We start from the raw sequence: 25,058 nt of genomic DNA on the forward strand, positions 1-25,058 counted from the left end.
TGGTACTACCGCACCAATTTTTGTACCGATCCGAGAGAGGCGGCAGACCTGCCGCACACAGAGGACGACCCTCGCCAGGGGGGGAGGAGGCGAGGGTCGTCAGTGTTCAGCCCCGGGGGGTCGGGCTGAACATCGCCCGGATCAAATCCGGACATCAGCAATACTACACCTCCCCCGATCAGTATTTGCAAGTTCAACTGTTGAACGTTCCGTCGTGTCGATAGTGCCGAAAGACCCTTCCTCAGGCCGTTCATACGAACCCCCACCCGACCCGAAGTCCGCATATCCTTGGGAATTGTGACCGCGAAGCCACAGAGCAGTGCCAAGACAGGTCGACACACCGAGACAGGTCGGGTTGCCGCATTCTTCGACCTCGACAAGACGATCATCGCGAAATCCAGCACCCTCGCGTTCAGCAGACCGTTCTTCGACCAGGGCCTGATCAACCGCCGATCGGTCCTCAAGAGCAGTTACGCGCAGTTCCTGTTCCTGCTGTCGGGCGCGGACCACGATCAGATGGAGCGGATGCGCGCCTACCTCACGAGCATGTGCGCGGGCTGGAACGTGGACCAGGTCCGGTCCGTGGTCGCCGAAACCCTCCACGACATCGTGGACCCCCTGGTGTTCGCCGAGGCCGCCGACCTCATCGCAGACCACAAGCTGCGCGGCCACGACGTCATCGTGGTCTCGGCGTCGGGCGAGGAGGTGGTGGCGCCGATCGCCGAAGCACTCGGGGCCACGCGCAGCACTGCCACCCGCATGGCGGTCGCGGACGGGCTCTACACGGGCGAGGTGGAGTTCTACTGCTACGGCGAAGGCAAAGTGGACGCGATGCGGCAACTGGCCGACGAATACCACTACGACCTGTCGGCATGCTACGCCTACTCCGACTCCGTGACCGATCTCCCGATGCTGACCGCGGTCGGCCACCCGACTGCGGTCAACCCGGACCGGGCGTTGCGGAAGGCCGCGGCCGGAAACGGTTGGCCCATATTGACTTTCTCGAATCCGGTCTCCCTCCGGGCACGCCTCCAGGCGCCGTCCGCCACCACCGTCGCGACCACGGCGGCGGTGAGCGTCGGGGCCCTGGTCGCGGGCGCATTCACGTATGGAGTGTTGCGCCGCAAGCGCTGACCGCCGCAACCCGCGACACGGTCACAAACCGAATTTGATACTTGCTGTGAGGGGGGTCACGGGGTACAAAGGAGTTACGGAAGAACGGAAGGCCAAGGTCGACCCAGAAGAGAAGGATCGATCTCCCGACCAGGATTCCCAGCACGGGCACTAGGTACCCACGCGAAGCATAAGCCACTATAAGGGCAGAAGCGTTGTGGGCCTGCGAGACTCGAGTCTTCACCGGCAAGGACCCTGCACAGGTTGCAAGGACGACCCGACGATATTCGGACTCTCGCCGAGGCCACCCACACAACCCACATTGCACGCTTGGTAACCGGTTGTCCGTGCTAACGGGCGGCGAAGTCGACAGCAGTCGGCAGCGCCGCCCGTTTCACATGTTCGGGAATTCTTGTAGCGCAGGATATTTCGGCTAACTCGCTGCGGCCTCCGCGATCGACGTGGCCTCCCGCGCTCCGGCCTCCAGAGCGCCGCAGCAGAGGACGACCCAACTGCCGACACCCTCCGGCTCGCCCGACGCGAACGCGGCAGCCCCGTTGCGGTACGCCTGCTGCCGCCGCAACCAGCTGACCTCCGGGACCCCGAGGTTGTGCGGATCGAGCCCGCTCGCCACGGAAACCAGACGTGACGCGGCGCGCGCGACGATACCGTCGCCGACTCCGAACGGCTTCAGCGTCAACAATTCCCCGTGCACCACGGCCGCCAGTACCGGCGCGGGCGCAGCCGTTCCCCCCGTCACGAGCTGGGCGAGACCGTCGAGCCGCTCCGCGACGCCGGACCCGGCACGCGGCCTGCCGAGCGATTCCTGATCCTCCACGAGATCGGCCGCGGCCAGCAGATGCAGCCGCGCGAGCGCTTGCAGGGGTGCCCGCTGCCAGGTGGACTGCAGAAGGGTGAGGGCGTCACCGTCGAGGGCCTGCCCGACCCGCAGCGACCCCGACAGAATCGGGTCGCCGGCCTCGCCGGGCGCGGGTAACTCGGTGCTGCCGCCGTCCAGCGACGCCGAGGCGCGGGCCGCCCGGACCGCCGCCTCGGCCGCCGTGGTCGGCCAGCCGCGCCGGTTGGTCTTGTGACGGTGAACCGCACCGAGCGCGTCGCGCGCACGGTCCGCGGCTTCACGGACGCCGGGAAGGTCGACGAGGGGCTGCAACGGGTCGCTCACGTACCGGAACGCTACCCGGCGCGGTCCCGCGTCAGGCGCCGAGCCGGATCGATCCGCCGGGAATCGCATCCAGCAGCTTCCGCGTGTACTCCTCCCGCGGGGACGTGAAGACCTCGTCCGTGGTCGCTTTCTCTACGATCGCGCCGGTGGACATGACGAGCACGTCGTCGGCGATCTGCCGCACCACCGCCAGGTCGTGGGTGATGAACAGGTACGTCAACCCCAGCTCTGCCTGCAGGTCGTTCAGCAGGGTCAGGATCTGATCCTGGACCAGCACGTCGAGCGCCGACACCGCCTCGTCGCACACCACCATCTCCGGCTGCAGCGCCAGCGCCCGGGCGATCGCCACCCGCTGCCGCTGGCCACCGGACAGCTCGTTCGGGAACCTCCGCATCACCGAAGCCGGCAGCGCCACCTTGTCCAGCAGGTCGCGTACCCGTGCTTCCCGCTCCGCCTTCGTCCCCACCTTGTGGGTGCGCAGAGGCTCCTCGACGGTGCGGAAGATCGAGTACATCGGGTCGAGCGTGCCGTACGGATTCTGGAAGATCGGCTGCACCCGGCGACGGAACGCGAGCGTCTCGCGGCGGTCCAGCGTCGCGACGTCCTTGCCGTCGAACACGACATTCCCCGACGACGGCGCAAGAAGCCCGAGGACCATCTGCGCGACCGTCGACTTACCCGACCCCGACTCGCCGACGATGGCCGTGGTCGTCCCGCGGCGGACCGCGAACGAAACGTCGTCGACGGCGGTGAAGTCGGTGGACTTCCGCAGCCCGTGCCGGAGCTTGAACACCTTGGTCAGCCCGGTGGCCACGACCACGTCGTCGGTGGCCTTGCCGAACTCGACGCCGATCTCGCCGTGCTGTTCGGCCTCGCCGACCACCTCCAGGGCGTGCTCCCGGACGTCCGCCCGGGCCAGCGAAGAACTCCGGCGTTGCGACGCCAGCGACGGCGCCGCCGCCACCAGCTTCCGGGTGTACGGGTGGCGCGGCCGCTGCAGGATCTCCAATGCCGGCCCGGCCTCGACCACCCGCCCCTTGCTCATGACGATCAGGTGCTCGGCCCGCTCGGCGGCCAGGCCGAGGTCGTGGGTGATGAGCAGGACCGCGGTGCCCAGCTCGTTGGTGAGACCGTCGAGATGGTCGAGGATCTGGCGTTGGACCGTGACATCGAGGGCCGACGTGGGCTCGTCCGCGATCAGCAGTTGCGGGCGGGCCGACAGCCCGATTGCGATGAGGGCGCGCTGGCGCATGCCGCCGGAGAACTCGTGCGGATACTGGCCCAGGCGGTCCTCGGCGTCGGCGAGTCCGGCCTCCTCGAGCAGCTCGGCGGCACGCGCCTTCGCGGCCTTGCCCTTCTCGATCCCGTTGGCTTCCAACGCCTCCTCGATCTGGAAGCCGACCTTCCACACCGGGTTGAGGTTGGACATCGGGTCCTGCGGGACGAGCCCGATCTTCTGACCGCGCAGCGCGACGAACTCGCGCTCGGACGCCTCCGCGAGGTCCTGCCCCTCGAACAGGATCTGACCGCCGGTCACCTTGCCCGTCCCGGGCAGCAGGTTGATGATCGCGTGCGCGGTCGTGGACTTACCCGAACCGGACTCACCGACGATCGCCACCGTCTGCCCCGGATACACCGTGAGGCTGACACCGCGCACCGCGGGCACGAGCCCGGAATGCGACTGGAACGACACCTCCAGGTCCCGGATCTCGAGCAACGGCACCTCGTCGGCCGAATTCTGCGGTCCGGCCGATTCGTTCGTGGGCACCGCGCTCACCTCTTCCGGGCCTTGGGATCGAGCGCGTCCCGCAGAGCGTCGCCCATCATGATGAAACCGAGCACCGTGATCGCCAGCGCGGTTGCCGGGTAGAACAGGATCGGTGACCCCTGACGGAGCGTGACCTGGGCCGTGCTGATGTCTCCGCCCCACGAGATCTCGGTGGACGGCAGCCCGATGCCCAGGAACGACAGCGTCGCCTCGGCCACGATGTAGGTGCCGAGCGAGATGGTCGCGATCACGATGATCGGGGCGAGGGAGTTCGGCAGCACGTGCCGGACGAGGGTGCGCACGTTCGACACACCGAGCGCCCGCGACGCCATCACGTAGTCGTTGTTCTTCGCCGAGATCACCGAGCCACGAGCAATTCTCGCCATCTGAGGCCACCCGAACAGCGCCAGGACGACGATCAGCGTCCAGATGGTGCGGTCGGCGAACAGCTGCATCAGGACGATCGCGGCGAGGATGAGCGGGATACCGAAGAAGATGTCGGCGATCCGGGACAGCAGCGAGTCTGCCCAGCCGCCGTAGAACCCGGCGACCGCACCGAACACCACGCCCACGACGAGCACGATCGACGTGACACCGACACCCACCAGCACCGACGCCCGGGCCCCGTAGATCGTGCGGGAATAGATGTCGCAACCCTGCTTGTCGAATCCGAACCAGTGCCCCGCCGACGGACCCTGCATGCTGAACGCGAGATCGCAGAACCTGGGGTCGGTGCCGGTGAACAGACCGGGGAAGCCTGCCACGGCGATCACCACGACGATGATCACCGTGGCGACCAGGAACAGCGGACGTTTGCGGAGGTCCCGCCACGCATCCGACCACATGCTCGTCGGCGGCTGGTCGATGTGGACGGCGTCGGTCTCTCCCGGCGCCGCCACTTCTTCGGGTGCCACGAAATGCGCCTGACGGGTCTTCCGGTCGCCCGTCCGAGGCGACTCGTTCTCCACTTTCTCAGACATAGCGAATCCTCGGGTCGAGCGCGGCGTACAGGAGGTCGACGAGCAGGTTGGCGAGCAGATAGATGACGATCAGCACCGTCACGAAGGACACCACCGTCGGCGCCTCACCGCGGGTGACCGCCTGGTAGATCGTGCCGCCGACACCGTTGATGTTGAAGATGCCCTCCGTGACGATCGCGCCGCCCATCAGGGTCGCGAGGTCGGCGCCGAGGAACGTGACCACCGGGATCAGCGAATTCCGCAGCACGTGCACCTGCACCACGCGGCGCCGCGAAAGACCCTTGGCCGTCGCGGTTCTCACGTAGTCGGCGGTGAGGTTCTCGGCGACCGACGTCCGGGTGAGCCGGAGTACGTACGCGAACGACACCGACCCGAGGACGAACGCGGGCAGCAGCAGATTCTTGAAACTGGTGTTGCCCCCGACCGTCGGCGGCACCAACCCCCATTTCACGCCGACGAAGAATTGGGCCAGGAAGCCGATGACGAAGATCGGGATCGCGATGATCACCAGGCTCACGAGGAGGACGGAACTGTCGAAGATGCCGCCCTTGCGGAGTCCGGCCCACAGGCCGAAGCCGATCCCGAAGATCCCCTCGATGGCGAGCGCCATCAGGGACAACTTGATGGTGATCGGGAATGCCTGCGCCAGAACCTCACTGACGGGGCGGCCGGAGAAGGACGTACCGAAGTCGAGGGTGAAGATGCCCTTCAGATACAGGAGGTACTGCGTCAGGAACGGCTCGTCGAGGTGGTATCGCTCACGGAGTTGGGCCGCCACCGCGGGGCTGAGTGCCTTGTCGCCGGCCAGCGCGGCAATCGGGTCTCCGGGCAGCAGGAACACCATCGCGTAGATCAGGAACGTGGCCCCGAGGAACACCGGGATCATCTGGAGCAAACGGCGACCGACGTACCAGAGCATCGGATCACCTCCTATTCGTCGGGAGCAGTGACGTCAGGAATCCGTAGCCTCGGCTCGTACTTCCGAGCGGGGCCGCGAACTGACAGCTCGCGGCCCCACCCGTCGTCGAAGAATCTCCGGTGCGTCAGTTCTTCTCGATGTCGGAGTACATCGGGATGCCCTTCCAGTCGATGACCACGTTCGACACGTTCTCCGACCAGCCGCTGGCGGCGTTGCGGTACCACGTCGGGACGGCAGGCAGGTCGCGCAAGAGCACTTCCTGCGCCTGGTTCAGCAGTTCCTGGGCCTTGTCGGGATCGACCTCACCCGCGGAGGCACGCAGAAGCCGGTCGAACTCGGGGTTCGAGTAGTCGCCGTCGTTGGAGCTACCGCCGGTCTGGTAGTTCTGCGCGAGGAAGCCGTACTGCTGCGGGTAGTCGCCCTGCCACCCCGAACGGAACGCGCTGGGGATGGTGCGGTTGGTGGCCTCGGTGCGGATCTGCGCGAACGTGGGGTACTCCTTGCCCTTCGCGTCGATACCGAGGGTGTTGCGGATGTTGTTGGCGGTGGCGTCGACCCATTCCTTGTGGCCGCCGTCGCCGTTGTACGCGATCTCGAAACTGCCCGACCACGGGGCGATGGCGTCGGCCTGGGCCCACAGCCGCTTCGCCGTCTCCGGGTCATACTTCAGGTTGCCGTTGCCGACGAGCGAATCCGACCAGCCCTCGATGGCGGGGCTGGTGAAGTCGAGCGCGGGGGTGCGGGTGTTGTTGTAGATCTGCTGGGTGATCTGGTCGCGGTTGATCGCCATCGAGATGGCCTGGCGGCGCAGCGTGCCCTCCTCACCGCTGAAGTGCGGCAGCCGGCCCGGGATCGTGAACGTCTCGATGGTCGCGGACGGCTGGTTCACGGTGCGGCCCGGCAGGTCGGTCTCGAACGTCGTGACCGCGCTCGGCGGCACCTGGTCGAGAACGTCGACGTTGCCCGCGAGCAGATCCGTGTACGCCGTGTCGAGGCTGTTGTACATGACGAAGTCGACGCCGGCGTTCTTCGGCTTACGGTTGCCGTTGTAGTCGGGGTTCACGACGGTGTCGATCCGGACGTTGTGCTGCCACGCTCCGGGGCCGGACATCATGTACGGACCGTTGCCGACGGGATTCTCACCGAACGCCGCCATGTCCTGGTACGCCACCGCAGGCAACGGGTAGTACGCGGCGAATCCGAGGCGGTCCGGGAATGCCGACTCGGGCTGCTTCAGTTCGATCGTGAACGTGGAATCGTCGACCACTTTCAGTCCCGACATGGTCTGCACCGTCGGGTTCTCGGCGGCCACCTCGTCGTAGCCCTGGATCGGGTCGAAGAAGGACGCTTGGATCTGCGCATTCGTGGACAGTGCGCCGTAGTTCCAGGCGTCGACGAACGAGGCTGCCGTGACCGGCGTGCCGTCCGTGAACGTCCAACCGTCCTTCAGCTTCACGGTGAAGTTCTTGCCGTCCGTCGTCTCGATCGACTCGGCGACCTCGTTGTTCACCCCGCCGTCGGAGTCGTAGGAAACGAGGCCCGCGAACAGTGAGTCGACGACGCGGCCGCCCTGATTCTCGCTCGTATTGGTGGGAATCAACGGATTCTGCGGTTCACTTGCCCAGGCGTTGACGATTCCGCTACCACCCCCGCTCGTCGAATCACCGGACGAGCAGGCGGACAGCATCCCTGCTGCCAGGCCGACCGCCAGAACGGCGGTTGCCACACGTGTGATGCGCAAAACGATCCTCCCAGATCTGCGTGGTTCCGGGCAGCGGTTCCGGGCGCAGCCCGAATGATGGGATGACGATAAGTCAACGTTTCAATCTGTGTAGCCACGACGGGCGAAACTCGTGCAATCGGCACCTGATCGAAACATCGTCGGCGCAGGGGTATCCACTCGTCGCACCCGATCGCCGTCCGTCGCGTCCAGCCGACCGATCGTCGCAGAATATGGGCATGCAACCCTCTGCAACGGTGCGCTCGGGAGACCATGTGACTACCCTCACACGTGCTAGAAGTGCCGAATTCGAGACTGGAAAGAAGGCCGGGCCACAATGACCAGTGCAGCACAGGCGAGCGGAGCGACGGAGAAGTCGGAACATTCTGATTCCGTCCCGCAGGTGTATCCGCCGAGCCCCGAGTTCACCGCAACGGCGAACGCCGGCCCCGACCTCCAGGCTGCCGCCGACGAAGACCGTCTCGCATTCTGGGCGAAGCAGGCCGAGCGCCTGCACTGGCACGCCCCCTTCTCCGAGGTTCTCGACTGGTCCGACGCGCCCGTCGCGAAGTGGTTCGTGAACGGACGGCTCAACGTCGCCTACAACTGCGTCGACCGCCACGTCCTCGCCGGCAACGGCGACCGCGTCGCCATCCACTTCGAAGGCGAACCGGGCGACACCCGCGACCTGACCTACAACGACCTGCTCGCCGAAGTCAGCAAGGCCGCCAACACCTTCACAGACCTCGGACTCGTCGCCGGCGACCGCGTCGCGATCTACATGCCGATGATCCCCGAGGCCATCATCACCATGCTCGCCTGCGCCCGCCTCGGCCTGACCCACTCGGTGGTGTTCGCCGGCTTCTCCGCCGCCGCCCTGCGCTCCCGCATCGACGACGCCGAAGCCAAGCTCGTCGTCACCGTCGACGGACAGTGGCGCCGCGGCCAGGCCGCACCCCTCAAGCCCGCCGTCGACGAAGCGGTGGACGGCGCCGCATCCGTCAAGAACGTGCTCGTCGTCAAGCGCACCGGGATCGACGTCGACACCACCGAGGGTCGTGACCTGTGGTGGCACGAGACCGTCGAAAAGGCGTCCGACACCCATCAGGCGCAGCCGTTCGACTCCGAGCACCCGCTGTTCATCCTGTACACCTCCGGCACCACCGGAAAGCCCAAGGGCATCATCCACACCTCCGGCGGCTACCTCACCCAGGCGTCGTACACCCACCACAACGTCTTCGACCACAAGGCCGGGCAGGACGTGTACTGGTGCACCGCCGACATCGGCTGGGTCACCGGCCACAGCTACATCGTCTACGGGCCACTCTCGAACGGTGTCACCCAGGTGGTCTACGAGGGCACCCCGAACTCCCCCGACGAGCACCGCCACTTCCAGATCATCGAGAAGTACGGCGTCAGCATCTACTACACCGCACCCACCCTGGTGCGCACCTTCATGAAGTGGGGCAGGGACATTCCCGACGCCCACGACCTGTCCTCGATCCGGCTCCTCGGCTCGGTCGGCGAACCGATCAACCCCGAGGCCTGGAAGTGGTTCCGCGAGGTGATCGGCGGGAACACGGCCCCGATCGTCGACACCTGGTGGCAGACCGAGACCGGCGCGATCATGATCTCCCCGCTTCCCGGGATCACCGCCACCAAGCCCGGATCCGCGATGGCACCCCTGCCCGGTATCTCCGCGAAGATCGTCGACGACGACGCCAACGAACTCGGCGCCGGCGGCTCCGGCTACCTCGTGCTCGACAAGCCGTGGCCGGCGATGCTCCGCGGCATCTGGGGCGACATGGACCGCTACCGCGAAACCTACTGGTCCCGCTACCCCGAGCAGGGCTGGTACTTCGCCGGCGACGGCGCCAAGTACGACGAGGACGGCGCCCTGTGGGTGCTCGGGCGCGTGGACGACGTCATGAACGTCTCCGGGCACCGCATCTCCACCTCCGAGGTCGAATCCGCCCTCGTCGGGCACCACGGTGTCGCCGAGGCCGCCGTCGTCGGCGCCGCCGACGACACCACCGGCCAGGGCATCGTCGCGTTCGTCATCCTCCGGGAAGGCGTCGAGAACACCGGCGACACCCTCATCGCCGAACTCAAGGCCGAAGTGTCCCGGGAGATCAGCCCGATCGCCAAGCCCCGCCAGATCACGATCGTCCCCGAACTCCCCAAGACCAGGTCCGGCAAGATCATGCGACGCCTGCTCAAGGACATCGCCGAAGGCCGCGACCTCGGCGACACCTCCACGCTCGTCGACCCCAAGGTCTTCGACGCCATCCGCGGCAAGTAGGGCGCTCCGCGCCCCGTGAGTGGTTGACGAGTCCCTGCACTCCTCAACCACTCACGGGCGGCGAAGCCGCCACAGCGTCTGCTCCTCGCCGATTCCCTTCAGACCGGTCGTGAAAACGTCGCACCGGTAGTCCGATTCCGCCAGCAGCGGTGCCACCTCGGGGTCGTCGTGAACGGCCCGGGACAGGACGATGTCGCCGCCCGCCGCACAACCCTGCACCCGCGCCGCCAGGTTGACGGTCGCGCCGAAGTAGTCGATCCGACCGTCGTTGTCGATCATCACCGCGGGCCCCTGGTGCAGCCCGACTTTCAACGCCACCGAGTCGTCGCCGCCGAGGTGCCCGCGACGGAAGTCGTCCCAGCCGGACTGCATCGACGCCGCCGCCGACCAGGCCTCCCGCGCGTCCGCGAACGTCGCCATGACCGCGTCGCCCATCTGCTTCACGACGCCGCCGTTCTCGCGCACCACGGCGTCACGCAGGTAGCGGAAATGGCTCTGCACGAACGCGAACGCCCGGACGTCCCCGATGCGCTCGTACAGGGCAGTCGAGCCGCTCAGATCCGTGAACAGCACCGCCAGGTTCGCGATCCCGATCTCGTCGCCGGGCGCTACCCCCTGGTCCGGGAACAGGTCCTGGAAACCGTCGAGCGACGTGACGAGCGCGCCGGTCGCCGCGGCGTCCTTCCACCGCTCCCGCTCGACCACCACCAGCGCTTCGCCGGGGAGCCGGTTGGCGACCTCCAGCCGGATCGCTCCGTCGGTGACGGGTGAACTCCGCACCCGGAGTTCGCCGGGCCCGCACTCGACCCGCAGCGTTCCACCGGCCTGGCCGACCTCGCAGGCCACCGGGGAGCCCACCTGATAGCACCGGAGCCGCAGCCACCCCGGGTCGAGTTCGAGGTGCTCGGAACGCTGCTCACCCGGCTCGAGCCGCAGCTGAGCCACCGCCGACGGTGAATTCGCCGGACCACCGATGCAGTACCGGGCCCGCTCCGCCCGGCGCACGGCCGCATTGACGTCGAAGCGGATCTCCACCGACCGAACCAGGTCGGTGTCGAAGGCGATGTCGCACGTGTCGCAGTGGACACGGCTCGCCAACTGTGACATCCGGCCGGCGTCCTCACGGACGGTCCGGCAGACGGGGCACAGCACGCTCCAGCTCAGGTCCAGCAGTCCACAGTCCGCGGCGTGGAGGAAGACGTACAGCAGCTGCATCCGATCGACACCCCAGCGGTCCGCCAGCTCGAACGGCCGCATGCCCGTCACCTCCAGGTCGGAGGCGGTCCGCAGGTGGGATGCCAAGCGCCCGATGAGGTTCGGGGCATCGTGCGATCGGGACAGCTGTGCTGTGCGGAGTTCCAGCCGGCCGGCGTCGAGTTGCTCCGGCGGCGGCAGCGCGGGCACGGCGTGCGTCTGCGGGTCGCGAACGTGGAGTTCCAACGCGCGTGCGAGCGCCACCGTTTTCCGTATTCCCTTGCGCGCCAGCAGGGTTCGCGCCACGATCGACCCGAACCAGGTCCGCGGGACGATCCGGGCGAACACCTCGACGTCGGTCTCGTCGGCGACCGGGCGAAGCCGGACACCCGTGGAGACCTCCGCGAGCGGACCGCGAGAGAACCGACGAAGGACCTGGTAGAAGCGGCCCTCGATCCACTCGAACGGGAACTCCTCGTACCGCACCCGCCGCCCGTACGAACGGGTCTCCGCCGAATAGTGCCCCTTGCGCCGCCGGTCCGGCATCGGAGCGAAGTGCACCGGTGACAGATCGATGTTGCGGTTGAGCCGATCGGTATCGGCGAGGAACGACCACAGATCCTGCTTCGGCAGCCGGATCCGGGCCGTCCTGGACAGCAGCACGGCTTTCGCCATGCAAGAACTATAGGCGTAGCCCGTGCGCCTTTCTGGTAGTTGGAACTACCAGAAAGGCGCACGGGGGCTATGCCCCTACGTCGTCGAGGGACTGGTCGCGGGTCTCGCGCATGACGAGCAGTGCCACGAACGTGAGCGCGGCGGCGATCAGCAGGTAGATGCCCACCCAGCCGACGCCGTACGACGTGGCGAGCCAGGTGGCGATGAACGGCGCGACGGCGGCACCGAGGATGCTGGCGGTGTTGTAGGCGATCCCCGAACCCGTGTAGCGCACGTTGGTCGGGAACAACTCGGGCAGAACGGCGCTCATCGGACCGAAGGTCATGCCCATCAACAACATTCCGATGGCCAGGAACACGAGCATGCGGGCGTTGCCCATGCCCTCCTGGTTCAGCATCACGCCGAACGTGAGCCCGAAGACCATGATGAACCCGGTGATGGTGAGCAGCGTGATGCGGCGACCGAAGCGGTCGGCCAGCCACCCCGACACGGGGACGGCGGCCGCGAAGAACAGGACCGCGATCAGCTGGAGGACGAGGAAGTCGGTGTAGTGGAAGCCGGCTCCGGTGCCGCCCTGGGCGGGAGTCTTGCCGGTGCCGTAACTGAGCACCCAGGTGGTCATGATGTAGAAGAGCGTGTACGTGGCGAGCATGACGAACGTGCCGATGATCAGCTGACGCCAGCTGGTCTTGAACACCTCGGCCAGCGGGGTCTTCACCTTCTCGCCCCGCGCGACGGCGCGGGCGAACACGGGCGTCTCCTCGAGCTTCAGCCGCACGTACAGGCCGATCATCACCATGATCGCGCTGAGCAGAAACGGGATACGCCAGCCCCAGGTGAGGAACGCGCCGTCCAGGTCGGGGCTGCTGTTGTCGTGGGCCAGGAACAGCGTGATGATCAGGAACAGACCGTTGGCGAGGAAGAACCCGATGGGTGCGCCGAGCTGCGGCCACATGGCGGCCCAGGCCCGCTTGCCCTTCTGCGCGGTCTCGGTCGCGAGCAACGCCGCGCCACTCCACTCACCGCCTAGTCCCAGACCCTGACAGAACCGCATCAACGCCAGCAGTGCGGGCGCGACGAGGCCGATCTGGTGGTACGTCGGCAGCAGGCCGATCACGAACGTGGCGATACCCATGGTGAGCAGTGAGCCGACGAGCGTCGTCTTGCGTCCGATGCGGTCGCCGAAGTGGCCGAACAGGATCGAGCCGAGCGGCCGGGCGACGAAGGCCAGACCGAACGTGGCGAGGGACGCCAGCAGGGCGGTGGTGCCGTTTCCCTTGGGGAAGAACAGGTGCGGGAACACCGACACGGCCGCGGTGGCATAGATGTAGAAGTCGTAGAACTCGATGGATGTTCCCACCATGCTCGCGACGACGATCCGGCTTCTGGGTACGCCGGCGACGGTGGCCCCGCCGTCCGGTTCTGGCTTCGACGTATCGACGGCACTGCTCACTCGACTTACTCCTGCACGATGCTATTTCAACTATTGGGACGAGCGTCCATTCCTTAGGAATTGAACACCTCGTGTCTTTCGCTTGGCAAATTGGATAAGCTCTTCTCGGTGCGCCGGGAAGTCTGGTCGGCAGAGCATTTGCCGTACCCGGACCACATCGAAAGCGAGCGCCCCCGGTGACCCAGCCCCTCCGCTCCGAACTCTCCCGCTACCTCCGCACCGAGACGGTCGGCGGTTCGATCCTGCTCGTCGCCGCGGCGGTCGCCCTCGTGTGGGCGAACTCCCCCGTCTCGGATTCGTACTTCGCACTGCGCGACTGGCAGATCGGCCCGGAGGCACTCCACCTGAACCTGACGGTCGGGACGTGGGCGCAGGACGGGCTCCTGGCGGTCTTCTTCTTCGTCGCCGGCCTCGAATTGAAGCGGGAAATGGTGGTGGGCGAACTCGCCGACCGCAAACGTGCCCTGCTCCCGATCATCGCGGCCTGCGGCGGTGTGGTCGTGCCCGCGATCATCGCCGCGACGATCGGCGCCGGCACGCCCGGCATGGAACGGGGCTGGGCGATCCCGGTCGCCACCGACATCGCGTTCGCACTGGGTGTGCTGGCGCTGACCGGGTCTCGCATCCCGGCCAGCGCCCGGGTGTTCCTGCTCAGCCTGGCCGTCGTCGACGACCTGCTCGCGATCGTGCTCATCGCGGTCCTGTTCACCAGCTCGATCGCCCTGCTGTGGCTGCTGGGCGCCGCCGTGTGCCTGGCCGTCTACGCGTTCGCCCAGCACCGGCGCATCACCACCCCACTGCTCTACGTTCCACTCGCACTGCTCACCTGGTTCTGCATGCACGACGCCGGAATCCACGCCACACTCGCCGGTGTCGCGCTCGGCCTCCTCACCCGGGTCCGGCGCGACCCCGGCGAGAGAGAATCCCCGGGCGCCCGCCTCGAGCACCGCATCCAGCCGCTGTCGGCGGGCGTCTGTGTCCCGCTGTTCGCCCTGTTCGCGTCCGGCGTGGCCCTGAGCAGCGAGCTCCTCGGGCAGTTGTTCACCAACCCGATCTCGCAGTCCGTGATCGCGGGGCTCCTCGTCGGCAAGACCGTCGGCATCTTCGGCATCTCCTGGCTCGCGATCCGCCTGGGTATCGCGAAGAAGCCGCGAGCACTGGGATTCCGGGACATGTTTGCCCTCTCAGTGCTCGGTGCGATCGGGTTCACCGTTAGCCTTCTCGTAGCGGATCTCGCGCTTGCGGGAATCGGTGACGGCAGCGAGGCCGAAATAGCTAAGGTCGCGGTGCTCGTGACATCGTTGACAGCGTCGCTGATCGGATCAGCGTTACTGTGGCGACGCGGTCGGGTCCATGCGGCCCGGAAGGATGACTCGGAAGTGCAAGAGCTACCTGGAGGGGTCGACAAGTGAGCATCACTCACGGCAAGGGAGACAGCCCGCGATACACGGGAGACGGGGTGCCGAACACGGTGTCGTCGATCCCGCTCACGGACGTGGACGCTCAGACACCCGGCGAGGCGAGCCTCGGCACGCTGGTCAAGCATGCGACCGCGCAGGTGTCCACCCTGGTCCGCGCCGAGGTCGAGCTCGCGAAGGCCGAGGTCACCGGTGAGGTCAAGAAGGGCCTGCAGGGCAGCCTGTTCTTCATCCTCGCGTTCACCGTGCTGCTGTTCAGCTCGTTTTTCTTCTTCTTCTTCCTCGCCGAACTCCTCGACGTGTGGATCGCCCGCTGGCTGGCGTTCCTGATCGTCTTCCTGATCATGGTCGTGGTGACGGCGGTCCTCGCGCTGCTCGGTTATCTGCGGGTACGCAAACTCCGCGCACCGGAGAAGACCATCGACTCGCTGAGGCAGGCCAAGACGGTGCTCCCGACGTCGTACTCGGACGCGGAAGCCCATCTCGCGTCGTCCAGCGGACGTCACGCGCGGTAACTCGCTCCTGTGGCACCACCCGATCCGTCTACCGTCCGTTTCGACGGCCCCTGGATTCATCGCGACATCCATGCCAACGGAATCCGCTTCCACACCGTCGAGGTCGGCGCATCCGCCCCGGATGCGCCGCTCGTCGTCCTGCTGCACGGATTCGCGGACTTCTGGTGGTCGTGGCGCCATCAGCTGACCGCGATGTCCGCGGAGGGGTACCGGGCCGTCGCCGTGGACCTGCGCGGCTACGGCGATTCCGACAAACCGCCGCGCGGCTACGACGGGTGGACGCTGGCCGGCGACATCGCCGGCCTCATCCGGGCGATGGGCTACGGCGAGGGCACCCTCGTCGGGCACGCCGACGGCGGCCTCGTCTGCTGGGCGACGGCCGTCCTCCACGCTCGCCTCGTCCGGTCGATCGCACTGGTCAGCTCGCCGCATCCGGTCGCGCTCAAGCAGGCCGTCCTCCACGACCGCTACCAGCGCAAGGCCCTGCTGCCCTCGTTCGTCTCCTGCCAGGTGCCGTGGCGTCCCGAACGTCGCCTCACCCGCGACAACGGGTCGGAGGTCGAACGGTTGATCCGCGAACGCTCCGGACCCGCCTGGACGGAGAACCCGGAGTTCGACGTCGTGATGTCACGGATGCGCTCGGCGATTCAGATTCCCGGGACCGCGCACTGCACCCTGGAGTATCAGCGGTGGGCGTTCCGCAGCCAGTTCCGCCCGGACGGCAGCCGGTTCATGGCGTCGATGGATCAGACGCTGCGGATCCCGGTCCTGCACCTCCACGGCGACCTCGACCCGTACGTCCTCGCGGACACCGTGCGCCGCAGTCACCGCTTCGCACCCACCCAGCAGATGCATACGGTCCCCGGTGTCGGCCACTACGCGCACTGGGAAGCCCCGGAGCGGGTCAACGCCGCCCTGCTGGACCTCGTCGCACCCCGCACCGTCTGACCGACGGTCAGAGGATGCACGCCCCGGTGTCCACGGCGACGGACGCCCCGGACGCCGCCTGCAGCTGACGCGATACCTCGGCGGCGGTGAGCACGAACCCGGTGTCGCTGTTGTCGACGGCGGCGCCGAAGACCACCCCGAGCACCCGGCCGTCGCTGTCGACGAGCGGTCCGCCCGAGTTCCCCTGCCGGATGGAACCGCGGACCGTGTACACCTCACGCTGGACCGTTCCCGCCCGGTAGATGTCGGGACCACTGAGGTCCAGGATCTCCCGGATCCGCGCGGCGCTGGCGGTGTACGGCCCGCCGCCCGGGTATCCGAGCACCAGGGCGTTGTCGCCGGTCCGGGCCGGCTCGGGCGCGAAGTTCAGGACGGGGGCGTCCAGTCCGGGCACCTCGAGCACCGCGACGTCGGCGGACGGGTCGAACAGCACGACCTCGGCGTCCATCGGCCCGTTCGCCGTGTCGACGACGATGCCCGCCGTTCCCGCGACCACGTGGGCGTTGGTCATCACCCGGTCGGGCGCCACGACGAATCCGGATCCCTCGAGCGCCCGCTGACAACTCGGGGCCACACCCCGGATCCGCAGCACGCTCGACTGCAGCGAGGACGCGACGGGGCTCTCCAGGACGCTGGCGTCCGGCGGGTCGACGGTCGTGATGGGGGTACGCCCGAAGGGCCCGATGACGTCGGGAAGCCCGGACGTGTCGAGCAGGGCAGTGAACTCGGTGGGCAGTTGCCGCATCCAGGCGGGCGCGATGTTGTCGACAGTTTCGAGGACGCTCGACCCGCGCACCGCCGCCGCCAGCTGAGGCTGGGACGAGGACGTGAGCGGGATCGCCAGCAGCCACGCCGCGACGAACACCGCGACGGCCTGCACGCAGGCGCCGATCACACTGTCGACGGACCGCGCGACCGGACTGTGCATACTTCCCCGCGCGGCGCGCCCGAGGACCATGCCCGCGACTTCGCCGATGATCACCAGCACCACGATCAGGGCGATACCGACCAGCACGCGACCGCGGCCCTCGTCCACGTGCACGAGCACGTGCGGGGCGATCAGGATGCCCGCCACCGCACCGAGCACGACCCCGATGAAGGCGAGCACCGACGCCACCGCACCCTGCCGCCAACCGGACGTCGCGGCGACGAAGGCGATCAGCACGATCGCCAGGTCGATCCAGTGCGAGCCCGTCATCGCTCGGCCGCCGGCCGGCCGTGACCGTGGGTCAGATGGTCGTCGTCGAGATCGTTGTCGAGTTCGGCGAGGACGGTGTCGAGGTCGCGGATGTCGTGGCGGTCCCACTCCTGTTCCCAGCCGGAGACCGCGAACAGGGCGGCCAGGATGCCGGCCGTGAAACCCCACACGAGCATGCCGTCGACGGCGAACGCGGGACCCTGGTATCCGGCCGGGTGCCGCACCTGGAACCGGTTCCGCGGATCGATCAGGGTGTGCACGGGGACCCGGGCGACACGTTCCGCCTCTGCGGGATCGACCACGCCGACCTCGCTGGGCTTCTCCCAGTACGCGAGGACAGGAGTGACGTCGAAGCCGGACGGCGGGATGAAGATCTCCTCGAGCACGGCGAGCGGGCGGACACCGGACGGGTCGAGTCCCGTCTCCTCCTGGGCCTCCCGCAGCGCGGTAGCGATGGGCCCCTCGTCGCCGGGATCGCTGGCCCCCCCGGGGAACGCCACCTGACCACTGTGCTGACGCATCGTGGACGCACGCTGGGTGAGCAGGATGTCCGCGTCGGCGGGCAGACCTCCCGACATCAGCGGGTCCGCCTCGACGGGGCCGCCGAACAACACGAGCACCGCCGCCTCACGGGTGGTCGCGCCGCGGGGTGCGCGCCGATCGAGGACGGGGTTGATCTTGTGCGGGTCGGCCGGGGTCCGGTGCACGACCCGGCGCAGCCACGGCGGAACGGCGACACCGTCCACGGAGTTCGTCATGCCGCCACCCCCAGGTTCTGTTCGACGGCGTCCGCGATCTCGTCAACGCTGCGGAACGGCTGCGGCAGAACCTTCGCCACCGTGCCGTCGGGCCGGATCAGCACCGAGACGGGCAGGACAGGCGGGGCTCCGACCGCGACGCGGACGCGCCCGTCGCCGTCCTGCACACCGGGCAGCGTGACGGAGTAGTCGACGAGCCGGGACAGCGCGCTGGACTCGTTGGGATCGGTGTGCACCGTAAGCACGGTAACCGCGTCACCCGCACGATCCGAAAACTGCTGCATATAGGGCAGCTCCTCGGCGCAGGGGCCGCACCAGTAGGCCCACAGATTCAGCAACGCCGGTTTACCACCGAGCGCGGCGGCCAGATCCACCTGGCTGCCGTCGGCCACGCATTCCAGCGTGATGCCGGACAGCACCGAACCCGGCGAAGGCTCGGACGTGGCCGTCGAGGCCGGGCACGATTCCAGACCCGCCTGCGTCCTCAGTGCCGCGAGCGCGTCGGGATCGGCGCTCACCGCCGTCGGGGTACGGCCACCCGAACCGAACCGGTCCTGGTACGACGGCACCTCCGCGTCGTCACCCCGCGGCCAGATCGCGACGACGAGAGCCACCACGACGACGAGGGCGGCCAGACTCCACCGCGCTGCGCTAGACACCCGTATCTACCCTCACCTGCCGGCCAGACGCAGCAGATGCTCCGTCTCCGGTCCACGAACCAGTTCGGCGGCGACGTCGGGGTCGATCGGGCCCAGCCCGTACGACGGACAGTCCTTGGCGAGCACACACACCCCGCAGGCGGGCTTGCGGGCGTGGCAGACGCGCCTGCCGTGGAAGATCACGCGGTGCGAGAGCAGCGTCCACTCCTTGCGCTCGATCAGGGCGCCGATCGCGTGCTCGACCTTGACCGGGTCTTCCTCCTCGGTCCACTTCCAGCGTCGGACGAGCCTGCCGAAGTGGGTGTCGACGGTGATTCCCGGCACATCGAACGCGTTGCCGAGGATCACGTTGGCCGTCTTCCGGCCGATCCCGGGCAGCGTCACGAGGTCCTTCAGATTGCCGGGGACCTCGCCGTCGAAGCGTTCCAGCAGAGCCTGCCCCAGCCCGATCAGTGAGTTCGTCTTGTTGCGGTAGAAGCCCGTGGACCGGATGTATTCCTCGAGTTCGGTGCGTTCGGCCTCCGCGTACGCCTTGGCGTCGGGATAGCGGGCGAACAGCGCCGGCGTCACCATGTTCACCCGCACGTCAGTGCACTGCGCGGAGAGGATGGTCGCGACGGCGAGGTCGAGTGGGGTGGTGAAGTCGAGCTCGCAGTAGACGTGCGGGAAGGCCTCGGCGAGCCGCCGGTTCATTCTCCGGGCGCGCCGGACGAGTCCGATCCGGGTTTCGTCCTGTTTCGCGGCCCGCGAACGGGTGCGTCCACGCACTTCGGAGCCGTCGCTGGGGGTCGCATGCACGGGAACAACTCTACGGATACCCGAGCGATCCGAATCGCCGCTGTGTCGCTTCTGAGACATTTCCAGTGTTTACTTCCCGGTATGCAAGGTCTCGCTGTGGTCCTCTTCCCAGTGCTGCTGATGCTGTTTGCGCTGGCAATGGAGCGGGTGGAGTTCAGACTCCGCCGGCTCACGGTTCGTCAGCAAGAGGTGGAAGAGTTCCTCGACCAGGCAAGTCACGACGAAGTGGCCACCCTGGCCCACGAAGGTTTCCCCCACGCATTGGCACGCTTCCATCGACGTCGCAAGGGTCGGTCGGGCTTCGAATCCGACGACGCCGCCGTCACCGAAGTGGGCTCGCGGCGCGCCAGCTGAGCGCTGGGCAGCCCCCGTATCAGCACACCGAAGGACGCATCCCCCGGTTAACTTTTGCGACTTCCGTGGTATCGGTCACTCAGACCGAGCCGTCTCAACGTAGACTTCAGAGCCGTACCTGTTGCACAGCGACACGCCGCGGATCACCGGGGCATCGTCGACATGCAGCAAATCGCGCACAATATGCATACAGACGAACAATATTCCCAAGGAGCGCACGTGGACGACGTCCTGGCAAGAGCCGGCATCTTCCAAGGAGTCGAGCCCTCAGCGGTAGCGGCGCTGACCAAGCAGCTGCAGCCTGTCGACTTCCCCCGCGGACATGTCATCTTCAACGAAGGTGAGCCCGGTGACCGCCTGTACATCATCGTTTCGGGCAAGGTGAAGATCGGCCGCCGCTCGCCGGACGGCCGTGAGAACCTGCTGACGATCATGGGCCCGTCCGACATGTTCGGTGAGCTGTCCATCTTCGACCCGGGTCCGCGTACGTCCACCGCCACGACGGTCACCGAGGTCCGCGCGGTCAGCATGGACCGCGAAGCGCTCAAGGCGTGGATCGACCACCGCCCGGAGATCGCCGAACAGCTCCTGCGGGTGCTCGCGCGCCGTCTGCGTCGCACCAACAACAACCTGGCCGACCTCATCTTCACGGACGTCCCCGGTCGTGTCGCCAAGGCGCTGCTGCAGCTCGCGCAGCGGTTCGGCACCCAGGAGGCGGGCTCGCTGCGCGTCACCCACGACCTCACGCAGGAAGAGATCGCCCAGCTCGTCGGCGCTTCCCGTGAGACCGTCAACAAGGCGCTCGCCGACTTCGCGCACCGCGGATGGCTGCGCCTCGAAGGCAAGAGCGTGCTGATCTCCGACTCCGAGCGCCTGGCACGTCGCGCGCGGTAGTCCCGGCACCTACGACTGCGGCCACCCCCTCACAGCGAGGGGGTGGCCGCAGTCGTTTCAGTGACTAGTCGAGGCTGCGCAGGTGGGCGAGCTGCACGTTGACGGACTTCTCCGCCACCGGCCACAACTTCGGGTCGACGTCGGAGTAGACGTGCTCGACCACCTCGCGGACGGTGGGGGTGCCGCCGAGTTCGCCGAGCGCGGCCCGCACCTGATCGAGTCGCTCCTCGCGATGATCGAGGTACTGCTGCGCGACGACGTTCAGTTCGGGCAGTTCGGGTCCGTGGCCGGGCATCACCCGGTGTCCGGTTCCGAGGTCCAGCAGGCGGCGCAGCGACGACAGGTAGTCGCCGAGGTCGCCGTCCGTGTCGTCGAGCACAGTGGTGCCGCGGCCGAGGATCGTGTCGCCGGTGAGGACAGTGCCCTCACCTTCCACGGTGAAGGACACCGAATCCTTCGTGTGCCCGGGCGTGGCGATCACCGTGAGGGTGAGCCCCGCGACGTCGATGGTCTCGCCGTCCACGAGGGTTTCGCCGCCGCCCCGAAGGAATTCGGGATCCACCGAACGCACGGGCGCACCGGTCAGTTCGAAGAACCGCTGCACTCCCCCGGTGTGGTCGAAATGACGGTGCGTGATCAGCGTCAGCGCGACCGGTCCGAGTGCCGCGACGCGGGCGAGATGCTCCTCGTCGGCGTCACCCGGATCGACCACCACACACTCGTCCCGGCCCGGCGCACGAAGAATCCACGTGTTGGTTCCGTCGAGCGTCATCATGCCGGGATTGTTCTCGAGCATGACCGAGACGATCGGGGTGACCTCCCGCACCTGGGCGTAGGCCGGATGGGCAAGCGTCATGGCACTACGACTCCGGCCGCACTTCGGCGATCAGTTCCACCTCGACGGGTGCGCCGAGCGGCAATTCCGCGACGCCGACGGCCGAACGCGCGTGGGCGCCCGCGTCCCCGAACACCTCACCGAGGAATTCGGAAGCGCCGTTCACAACACCGGGCTGACCGGTGAAACCCTCGGCGGACGCGACGAATCCGACGACCTTCACGATCCGCACCACCGAGTCGATGCCGACGAGCGCGTCGACCGCCGCCAGCGCGTTGAGTGCGCAGGCCCGGGCCGCGGCCTTGGCGTCTTCGTCCGACACGCCGGCGCCGAGCTTCCCCGCGACCGTCAGCTTGCCCTCGACGATCGGCAGCTGCCCCGACGTGTAGACGTAGTTGCCGGTGCGCACGGCGGGCACGTAGGCGGCCACCGGCGGAACGACGGACGGCAGCGTGATGCCGAGCTCGGCGAGGCGAGCAGACCAGTTCTGTGTCTCTGCCACGGCCGTCAGCCCTTCGGACGCTTCAGGTACGCGACGTGCTGCTCACCGGTAGGCCCGGGCAGAACCGTCACCAGTTCCCAGCCGTCGGTGCCCCACTGGTCGAGGATCTGCTTGGTCGCATGTGTGAGCAGCGGAACGGTGGCGTACTCCCAGGAAGTCAATTCACTCATGCCGGTGAGCCTATCCCCCGCACATCCCGGCTCCCAGACTTATAGGCTCGACCCGTGGTTGCATCCCCAGACCAGCTCACCCCGACGTGGCCCGAGAAGGCCGCGCAGGCCCGGCTGCACTTCGTCTCCGGAAAGGGCGGCACCGGAAAGTCCACGGTGGCCGCCGCGTTGGCTCTCGCGCTGGCCGAGGGTGGGCGTCGCGTGCTGCTGGTGGAAGTCGAGGGCCGGCAGGGGATCGCCCAGCTCTTCGACGTGCCCCCGCTGCCGCCGCAGGAGACGAAAGTCGCGGCCGCCGAGGGCGGCGGGGAGGTCATGGCGCTGGCCATCGACATCGAGACCGCGTTCCTCGAATACCTCGAGATGTTCTACAACCTCGGCTTCGCCGGCCGCGCGATGCGCAAGTTCGGCGCCATCGAGTTCGCCACCACCATCGCACCGGGGCTTCGGGACGTGCTGCTGACCGGCAAGATCAAGGAATGTGTGGTGCGCACCGACAAGTCCGGCAAGCGGGTGTACGACGCCGTCGTCGTCGACGCCCCGCCGACCGGGCGGATCGGCAACTTCCTCGACGTGACGAAGGCGATGGCCGACCTCGCGAAGGGCGGGCCGGTGCGTTCGCAGAGTGAGGGCGTGGTGCGCCTGCTGCATTCCGACGAGACCGTCGTCCACCTCGTGACACTGCTCGAGGCGCTTCCGGTGCAGGAGACCACCGACGCCGCTGAGGAACTGGTCCGCGCCGATCTGCGGCTGGGCGCCATCGTCGTCAACCGCACCAGCCCGCAGTTCCTGCCCGCCGAGACGCTGGCCGACGCCGCGAAGGGGCGCATCGACGCCGAATCGATCCGGGCCGGACTGCAGAAGAGCGGGATCACCCTCGACGAAGAGGATTTCGCCGGGTTGCTCACCGAGACGATCGAGCACGCGTCCGTCCTCGAGGCACAGGAGGAGAGCGCCGGTCAGCTCAGCGAAGTGGATGGCGCGCGACTGCATCTGCCGTCCCTCGCCGACGGTGTCGACCTGGGCGGACTGTACGAACTCGCCGAATATCTGACGGAACAGGGTGTCCGATGACCCAGACAACTGAACACGAGCGTCGCCGCACCGCCTCCGCTCTCGATGTCGCGGGGATTCTGCAGAACAAGGCGACGCGGATCGTCGTGTGTTGCGGCGCCGGTGGCGTCGGCAAGACCACCACAGCCGCATCGCTGGCACTGCGCGCGGCGGAGCAGGGGCGAAAGGTGGTCGTGCTGACCATCGACCCGGCGCGCCGGCTCGCGCAGGCGCTCGGCGTCGCGGAACTCGACAACACGCCGCAACCCGTGGAGCTCGGACCGGACGCGACGGGCGAACTGCACGCCATGATGCTCAACATGCGCCGCACGTTCGACGAGATGGTCATCGAGCACTCCACGTCGGAGAAGGCGGAGCAGATTCTCGCGAACCCGTTCTATCAGACCGTCGCCACCTCGTTTTCGGGAACGCAGGAGTACATGGCGATGGAGAAGCTGGGGCAACTCGCCTCCAGCGACAAATGGGACCTGGTGATCGTCGACACCCCGCCGTCCCGCAACGCCCTGGACTTCCTCGACGCACCCCAGCGCCTGGGCGCATTCCTCGACGGTCGCATGATCCGGTTGCTCACCGCGCCGGGTCGCGGTCTCACCCGGCTCGTCACCGGTGCGATGGGCCTGGCGCTGCGCGGCGTCTCCACCATCGTGGGTAGTCAGATGCTGTCGGACGCCTCGAGTTTCGTGCAGTCACTGGACTCGATGTTCGGCGGCTTCCGGGAAAGAGCCACGCGCACTTACGAATTGCTCCGGCAGCCGGGCACGAAATTTCTGGTGATCGCGGCCGCGGAGCCGGACGCACTGCGGGAGGCGGCGTTCTTCGTCGACCGGCTCGCAGGCGACGAGATGCCGCTCGCGGGCCTCGTCCTGAATCGGACGCACCCCACTCTCAGTTCCCTGTCGGCCGATCATGCGGTCACTGCCGCCGATCAACTCGGGGACCAAGACCCCCTCACCGCCGCTGTGCTGCGAATCCACGCCCATCGGGCGGTGATCGCCAAGCGTGAGGTCCAACTGCTGAGCCGGTTCACGGCCGCCCACCCTCGGGTGCCGATCGTCGGCGTGCCCTCGCTGCCGTTCGAGGTGTCGGACCTCGAGGCGTTGAGAGCGGTAGGTGACCAGCTCACCCGCACGAGCTGATCAGCTCGCTGCCGGAGAACCGGTCACCCGCCTGCGCCTGTCTGCGATTCCGATCCTCGAATTTCAGACAGCGGATTGGTGCTGCCGCTGAGCTTCGAAGAAGTCGGACCATGATTCCACCTCGGGGTGCTGCTTGAGCAACGCCCGGCGCTGACGTTCCGTCATGCCACCCCACACGCCGAACTCGACACGATTGTCGAGAGCATCGGCTCCGCACTGCATCAATACCGGGCAATGCCGGCAAATGGTTGCGGCCTTGCGCTGTGCTGCGCCGCGTACAAAAAGTTGGTCGGGATCGACTTCCCGGCAACGAGCCTGGGTGACCCAGGCGATTCGCGCTTCTGCTTGCTCGACGTCCAGACGGCTGGTTGGGGTGGTCATGTGCATTCGTTTCCCCTCTTCGAGTCTGCACCCCCCGGCACCTAGCACGCCGAGGCTGCACCACATAAGCGATGGGGTGTTATCTCCATCACACTGTTCCAACAATTTAGGTAA

General features: G+C 67.4%; 24 protein-coding genes. 9 read left to right on the forward strand and 15 right to left on the reverse strand.

The features are described from left to right. The first annotated feature begins 297 nt into the window (after positions 1-297). Positions 298-1,134, forward strand: a complete 837-nt coding sequence (locus G9373_RS23105) for an HAD-IB family hydrolase (protein ID WP_005561755.1) — start codon at positions 298-300, stop codon at positions 1,132-1,134. Positions 1,135-1,546: 412 nt separating this feature from the next. On the opposite strand, the gene G9373_RS23110 is transcribed toward G9373_RS23105, so the two are convergent. The 5 genes from G9373_RS23110 to G9373_RS23130 all read right to left on the reverse strand — a co-directional run bounded on the left by G9373_RS23110 (position 1,547) and on the right by G9373_RS23130 (position 7,704). Next, positions 1,547-2,296, reverse strand: a complete 750-nt coding sequence (locus tag G9373_RS23110) for a hypothetical protein (RefSeq protein WP_005561757.1) — start codon at positions 2,294-2,296, stop codon at positions 1,547-1,549. A gap of 31 nt (positions 2,297-2,327) precedes the next feature. Next, positions 2,328-4,073 carry an ABC transporter ATP-binding protein gene (locus G9373_RS23115; protein WP_005561759.1) on the reverse strand — a complete coding sequence of 582 codons (1,746 nt, stop codon included), beginning with the start codon at positions 4,071-4,073 and terminating at the stop codon, positions 2,328-2,330. Further along, positions 4,070-5,044 carry an ABC transporter permease gene (locus tag G9373_RS23120; protein WP_039951795.1) on the reverse strand — a complete coding sequence of 325 codons (975 nt, stop codon included), beginning with the start codon at positions 5,042-5,044 and terminating at the stop codon, positions 4,070-4,072. Before G9373_RS23120 ends, G9373_RS23115 begins: the two co-directional genes overlap by 4 nt. Beyond that, on the reverse strand, positions 5,037-5,963 hold the full coding sequence (locus G9373_RS23125) for an ABC transporter permease (RefSeq protein ID WP_005248477.1): 927 nt from the start codon (positions 5,961-5,963) through the stop codon (positions 5,037-5,039). Before G9373_RS23125 ends, G9373_RS23120 begins: the two co-directional genes overlap by 8 nt. A 124-nt stretch (positions 5,964-6,087) precedes the next feature. After that, positions 6,088-7,704 carry an ABC transporter substrate-binding protein gene (locus G9373_RS23130; RefSeq protein WP_043787390.1) on the reverse strand — a complete coding sequence of 539 codons (1,617 nt, stop codon included), beginning with the start codon at positions 7,702-7,704 and terminating at the stop codon, positions 6,088-6,090. A gap of 316 nt (positions 7,705-8,020) precedes the next feature. Between G9373_RS23130 and acs the strand changes: the two genes are divergently transcribed. Next, complete coding sequence (acs, locus tag G9373_RS23135; protein WP_054245907.1) at positions 8,021-9,985, forward strand: acetate--CoA ligase; 1,965 nt, start codon at positions 8,021-8,023, stop codon at positions 9,983-9,985. Positions 9,986-10,036: 51 nt separating this feature from the next. On the opposite strand, the gene G9373_RS23140 is transcribed toward acs, so the two are convergent. Both G9373_RS23140 and G9373_RS23145 read right to left on the reverse strand, forming a co-directional pair. Beyond that, positions 10,037-11,854 carry an adenylate/guanylate cyclase domain-containing protein gene (locus G9373_RS23140; protein WP_167116943.1) on the reverse strand — a complete coding sequence of 606 codons (1,818 nt, stop codon included), beginning with the start codon at positions 11,852-11,854 and terminating at the stop codon, positions 10,037-10,039. A gap of 67 nt (positions 11,855-11,921) precedes the next feature. Further along, a complete protein-coding gene (locus G9373_RS23145) occupies positions 11,922-13,307 on the reverse strand; it encodes an MFS transporter (protein ID WP_005256102.1) in 1,386 nt (461 codons plus the stop codon). A 176-nt stretch (positions 13,308-13,483) separates the two neighbouring features. On the opposite strand from G9373_RS23145, the gene nhaA reads away from it, so the two are divergent. Genes nhaA through G9373_RS23160 form a run of 3 tightly spaced genes read left to right on the forward strand, consistent with a single transcriptional unit; the run spans position 13,484 to position 16,188 of the window. After that, positions 13,484-14,719 (forward strand): Na+/H+ antiporter NhaA, encoded by a 1,236-nt coding sequence (gene nhaA, locus G9373_RS23150; RefSeq protein WP_005561768.1) that lies wholly within the window; start codon positions 13,484-13,486, stop codon positions 14,717-14,719. After that, complete coding sequence (locus G9373_RS23155) at positions 14,716-15,240, forward strand: phage holin family protein (protein ID WP_005256099.1); 525 nt, start codon at positions 14,716-14,718, stop codon at positions 15,238-15,240. The genes nhaA and G9373_RS23155 overlap by 4 nt, the downstream gene beginning before the upstream one ends. 9 nt (positions 15,241-15,249) lie before the next feature. Beyond that, positions 15,250-16,188: an alpha/beta hydrolase gene (locus tag G9373_RS23160; protein ID WP_167116946.1), complete on the forward strand. Its 939-nt coding sequence runs from the start codon at positions 15,250-15,252 to the stop codon at positions 16,186-16,188. A 7-nt stretch (positions 16,189-16,195) separates the two neighbouring features. Here G9373_RS23160 and marP read toward each other — a convergent pair whose 3' ends face one another. The 4 genes from marP to nth are packed head-to-tail and all read right to left on the reverse strand — an operon-like array spanning position 16,196 to position 19,601. Continuing rightward, complete coding sequence (gene marP, locus G9373_RS23165; RefSeq protein WP_005256096.1) at positions 16,196-17,386, reverse strand: acid resistance serine protease MarP; 1,191 nt, start codon at positions 17,384-17,386, stop codon at positions 16,196-16,198. Next, on the reverse strand, positions 17,383-18,144 hold the full coding sequence (locus G9373_RS23170; protein WP_005256094.1) for a CoA pyrophosphatase: 762 nt from the start codon (positions 18,142-18,144) through the stop codon (positions 17,383-17,385). Before G9373_RS23170 ends, marP begins: the two co-directional genes overlap by 4 nt. Then, a complete protein-coding gene (locus G9373_RS23175; RefSeq protein WP_043787391.1) occupies positions 18,141-18,803 on the reverse strand; it encodes a TlpA disulfide reductase family protein in 663 nt (220 codons plus the stop codon). Before G9373_RS23175 ends, G9373_RS23170 begins: the two co-directional genes overlap by 4 nt. A gap of 12 nt (positions 18,804-18,815) precedes the next feature. Further along, positions 18,816-19,601 carry an endonuclease III gene (nth, locus tag G9373_RS23180; protein WP_005256091.1) on the reverse strand — a complete coding sequence of 262 codons (786 nt, stop codon included), beginning with the start codon at positions 19,599-19,601 and terminating at the stop codon, positions 18,816-18,818. An 81-nt stretch (positions 19,602-19,682) separates the two neighbouring features. Between nth and G9373_RS23185 the strand changes: the two genes are divergently transcribed. Continuing rightward, entirely contained in the window at positions 19,683-19,955 is a 273-nt protein-coding gene (locus G9373_RS23185; RefSeq protein ID WP_005248489.1) for a hypothetical protein, read from the forward strand. 219 nt (positions 19,956-20,174) lie between these two features. After that, on the forward strand, positions 20,175-20,849 hold the full coding sequence (locus tag G9373_RS23190) for a Crp/Fnr family transcriptional regulator (protein WP_005256089.1): 675 nt from the start codon (positions 20,175-20,177) through the stop codon (positions 20,847-20,849). A 64-nt stretch (positions 20,850-20,913) separates the two neighbouring features. Here G9373_RS23190 and G9373_RS23195 read toward each other — a convergent pair whose 3' ends face one another. Genes G9373_RS23195 through G9373_RS23205 form a run of 3 tightly spaced genes read right to left on the reverse strand, consistent with a single transcriptional unit; the run spans position 20,914 to position 22,356 of the window. Next, positions 20,914-21,705, reverse strand: a complete 792-nt coding sequence (locus tag G9373_RS23195) for an MBL fold metallo-hydrolase (RefSeq protein ID WP_005256088.1) — start codon at positions 21,703-21,705, stop codon at positions 20,914-20,916. Positions 21,706-21,709: 4 nt separating this feature from the next. Next, complete coding sequence (locus G9373_RS23200) at positions 21,710-22,186, reverse strand: RidA family protein (RefSeq protein ID WP_005256087.1); 477 nt, start codon at positions 22,184-22,186, stop codon at positions 21,710-21,712. A 5-nt stretch (positions 22,187-22,191) separates the two neighbouring features. Next, a complete protein-coding gene (locus tag G9373_RS23205) occupies positions 22,192-22,356 on the reverse strand; it encodes a DUF4177 domain-containing protein (RefSeq protein WP_005248493.1) in 165 nt (54 codons plus the stop codon). Positions 22,357-22,410: 54 nt separating this feature from the next. Here G9373_RS23205 and G9373_RS23210 point away from each other — a divergent pair, with 54 nt between their 5' ends. Together G9373_RS23210 and G9373_RS23215 are read left to right on the forward strand one after the other, a co-directional pair. Continuing rightward, a complete protein-coding gene (locus tag G9373_RS23210) occupies positions 22,411-23,427 on the forward strand; it encodes an ArsA-related P-loop ATPase (RefSeq protein WP_054245902.1) in 1,017 nt (338 codons plus the stop codon). After that, entirely contained in the window at positions 23,424-24,563 is a 1,140-nt protein-coding gene (locus tag G9373_RS23215) for an ArsA family ATPase (protein ID WP_005570581.1), read from the forward strand. Before G9373_RS23210 ends, G9373_RS23215 begins: the two co-directional genes overlap by 4 nt. 63 nt (positions 24,564-24,626) lie before the next feature. Here the strand turns inward: G9373_RS23215 and G9373_RS23220 are convergent, their stop codons facing one another. Continuing rightward, positions 24,627-24,950: a WhiB family transcriptional regulator gene (locus tag G9373_RS23220; protein ID WP_005248496.1), complete on the reverse strand. Its 324-nt coding sequence runs from the start codon at positions 24,948-24,950 to the stop codon at positions 24,627-24,629. Between the last annotated feature and the right edge of the window lie 108 nt (positions 24,951-25,058).

Source organism: Rhodococcus sp. A14 (genome assembly GCF_011603105.1).
In the GTDB taxonomy this organism is placed as follows: Bacteria; Actinomycetota; Actinomycetes; order Mycobacteriales; family Mycobacteriaceae; genus Rhodococcus_F; species Rhodococcus_F opacus.

Coding starts and splice junctions, on each gene's coding strand:
- G9373_RS23120 (WP_039951795.1), bottom strand. CDS start 5,044: ATGTCTGAGAAAGTGGAGAACGAGTCGCCTCGGACGGGCGACCGGAAG.
- G9373_RS23125 (WP_005248477.1), bottom strand. CDS start 5,963: ATGCTCTGGTACGTCGGTCGCCGTTTGCTCCAGATGATCCCGGTGTTC.
- acs (WP_054245907.1), top strand. CDS start 8,021: ATGACCAGTGCAGCACAGGCGAGCGGAGCGACGGAGAAGTCGGAACAT.
- G9373_RS23140 (WP_167116943.1), bottom strand. CDS start 11,854: ATGGCGAAAGCCGTGCTGCTGTCCAGGACGGCCCGGATCCGGCTGCCG.
- marP (WP_005256096.1), bottom strand. CDS start 17,386: ATGACGGGCTCGCACTGGATCGACCTGGCGATCGTGCTGATCGCCTTC.
- G9373_RS23170 (WP_005256094.1), bottom strand. CDS start 18,144: ATGACGAACTCCGTGGACGGTGTCGCCGTTCCGCCGTGGCTGCGCCGG.
- G9373_RS23185 (WP_005248489.1), top strand. CDS start 19,683: ATGCAAGGTCTCGCTGTGGTCCTCTTCCCAGTGCTGCTGATGCTGTTT.
- G9373_RS23195 (WP_005256088.1), bottom strand. CDS start 21,705: ATGACGCTTGCCCATCCGGCCTACGCCCAGGTGCGGGAGGTCACCCCG.
- G9373_RS23205 (WP_005248493.1), bottom strand. CDS start 22,356: ATGAGTGAATTGACTTCCTGGGAGTACGCCACCGTTCCGCTGCTCACA.
- G9373_RS23215 (WP_005570581.1), top strand. CDS start 23,424: ATGACCCAGACAACTGAACACGAGCGTCGCCGCACCGCCTCCGCTCTC.
- G9373_RS23220 (WP_005248496.1), bottom strand. CDS start 24,950: ATGCACATGACCACCCCAACCAGCCGTCTGGACGTCGAGCAAGCAGAA.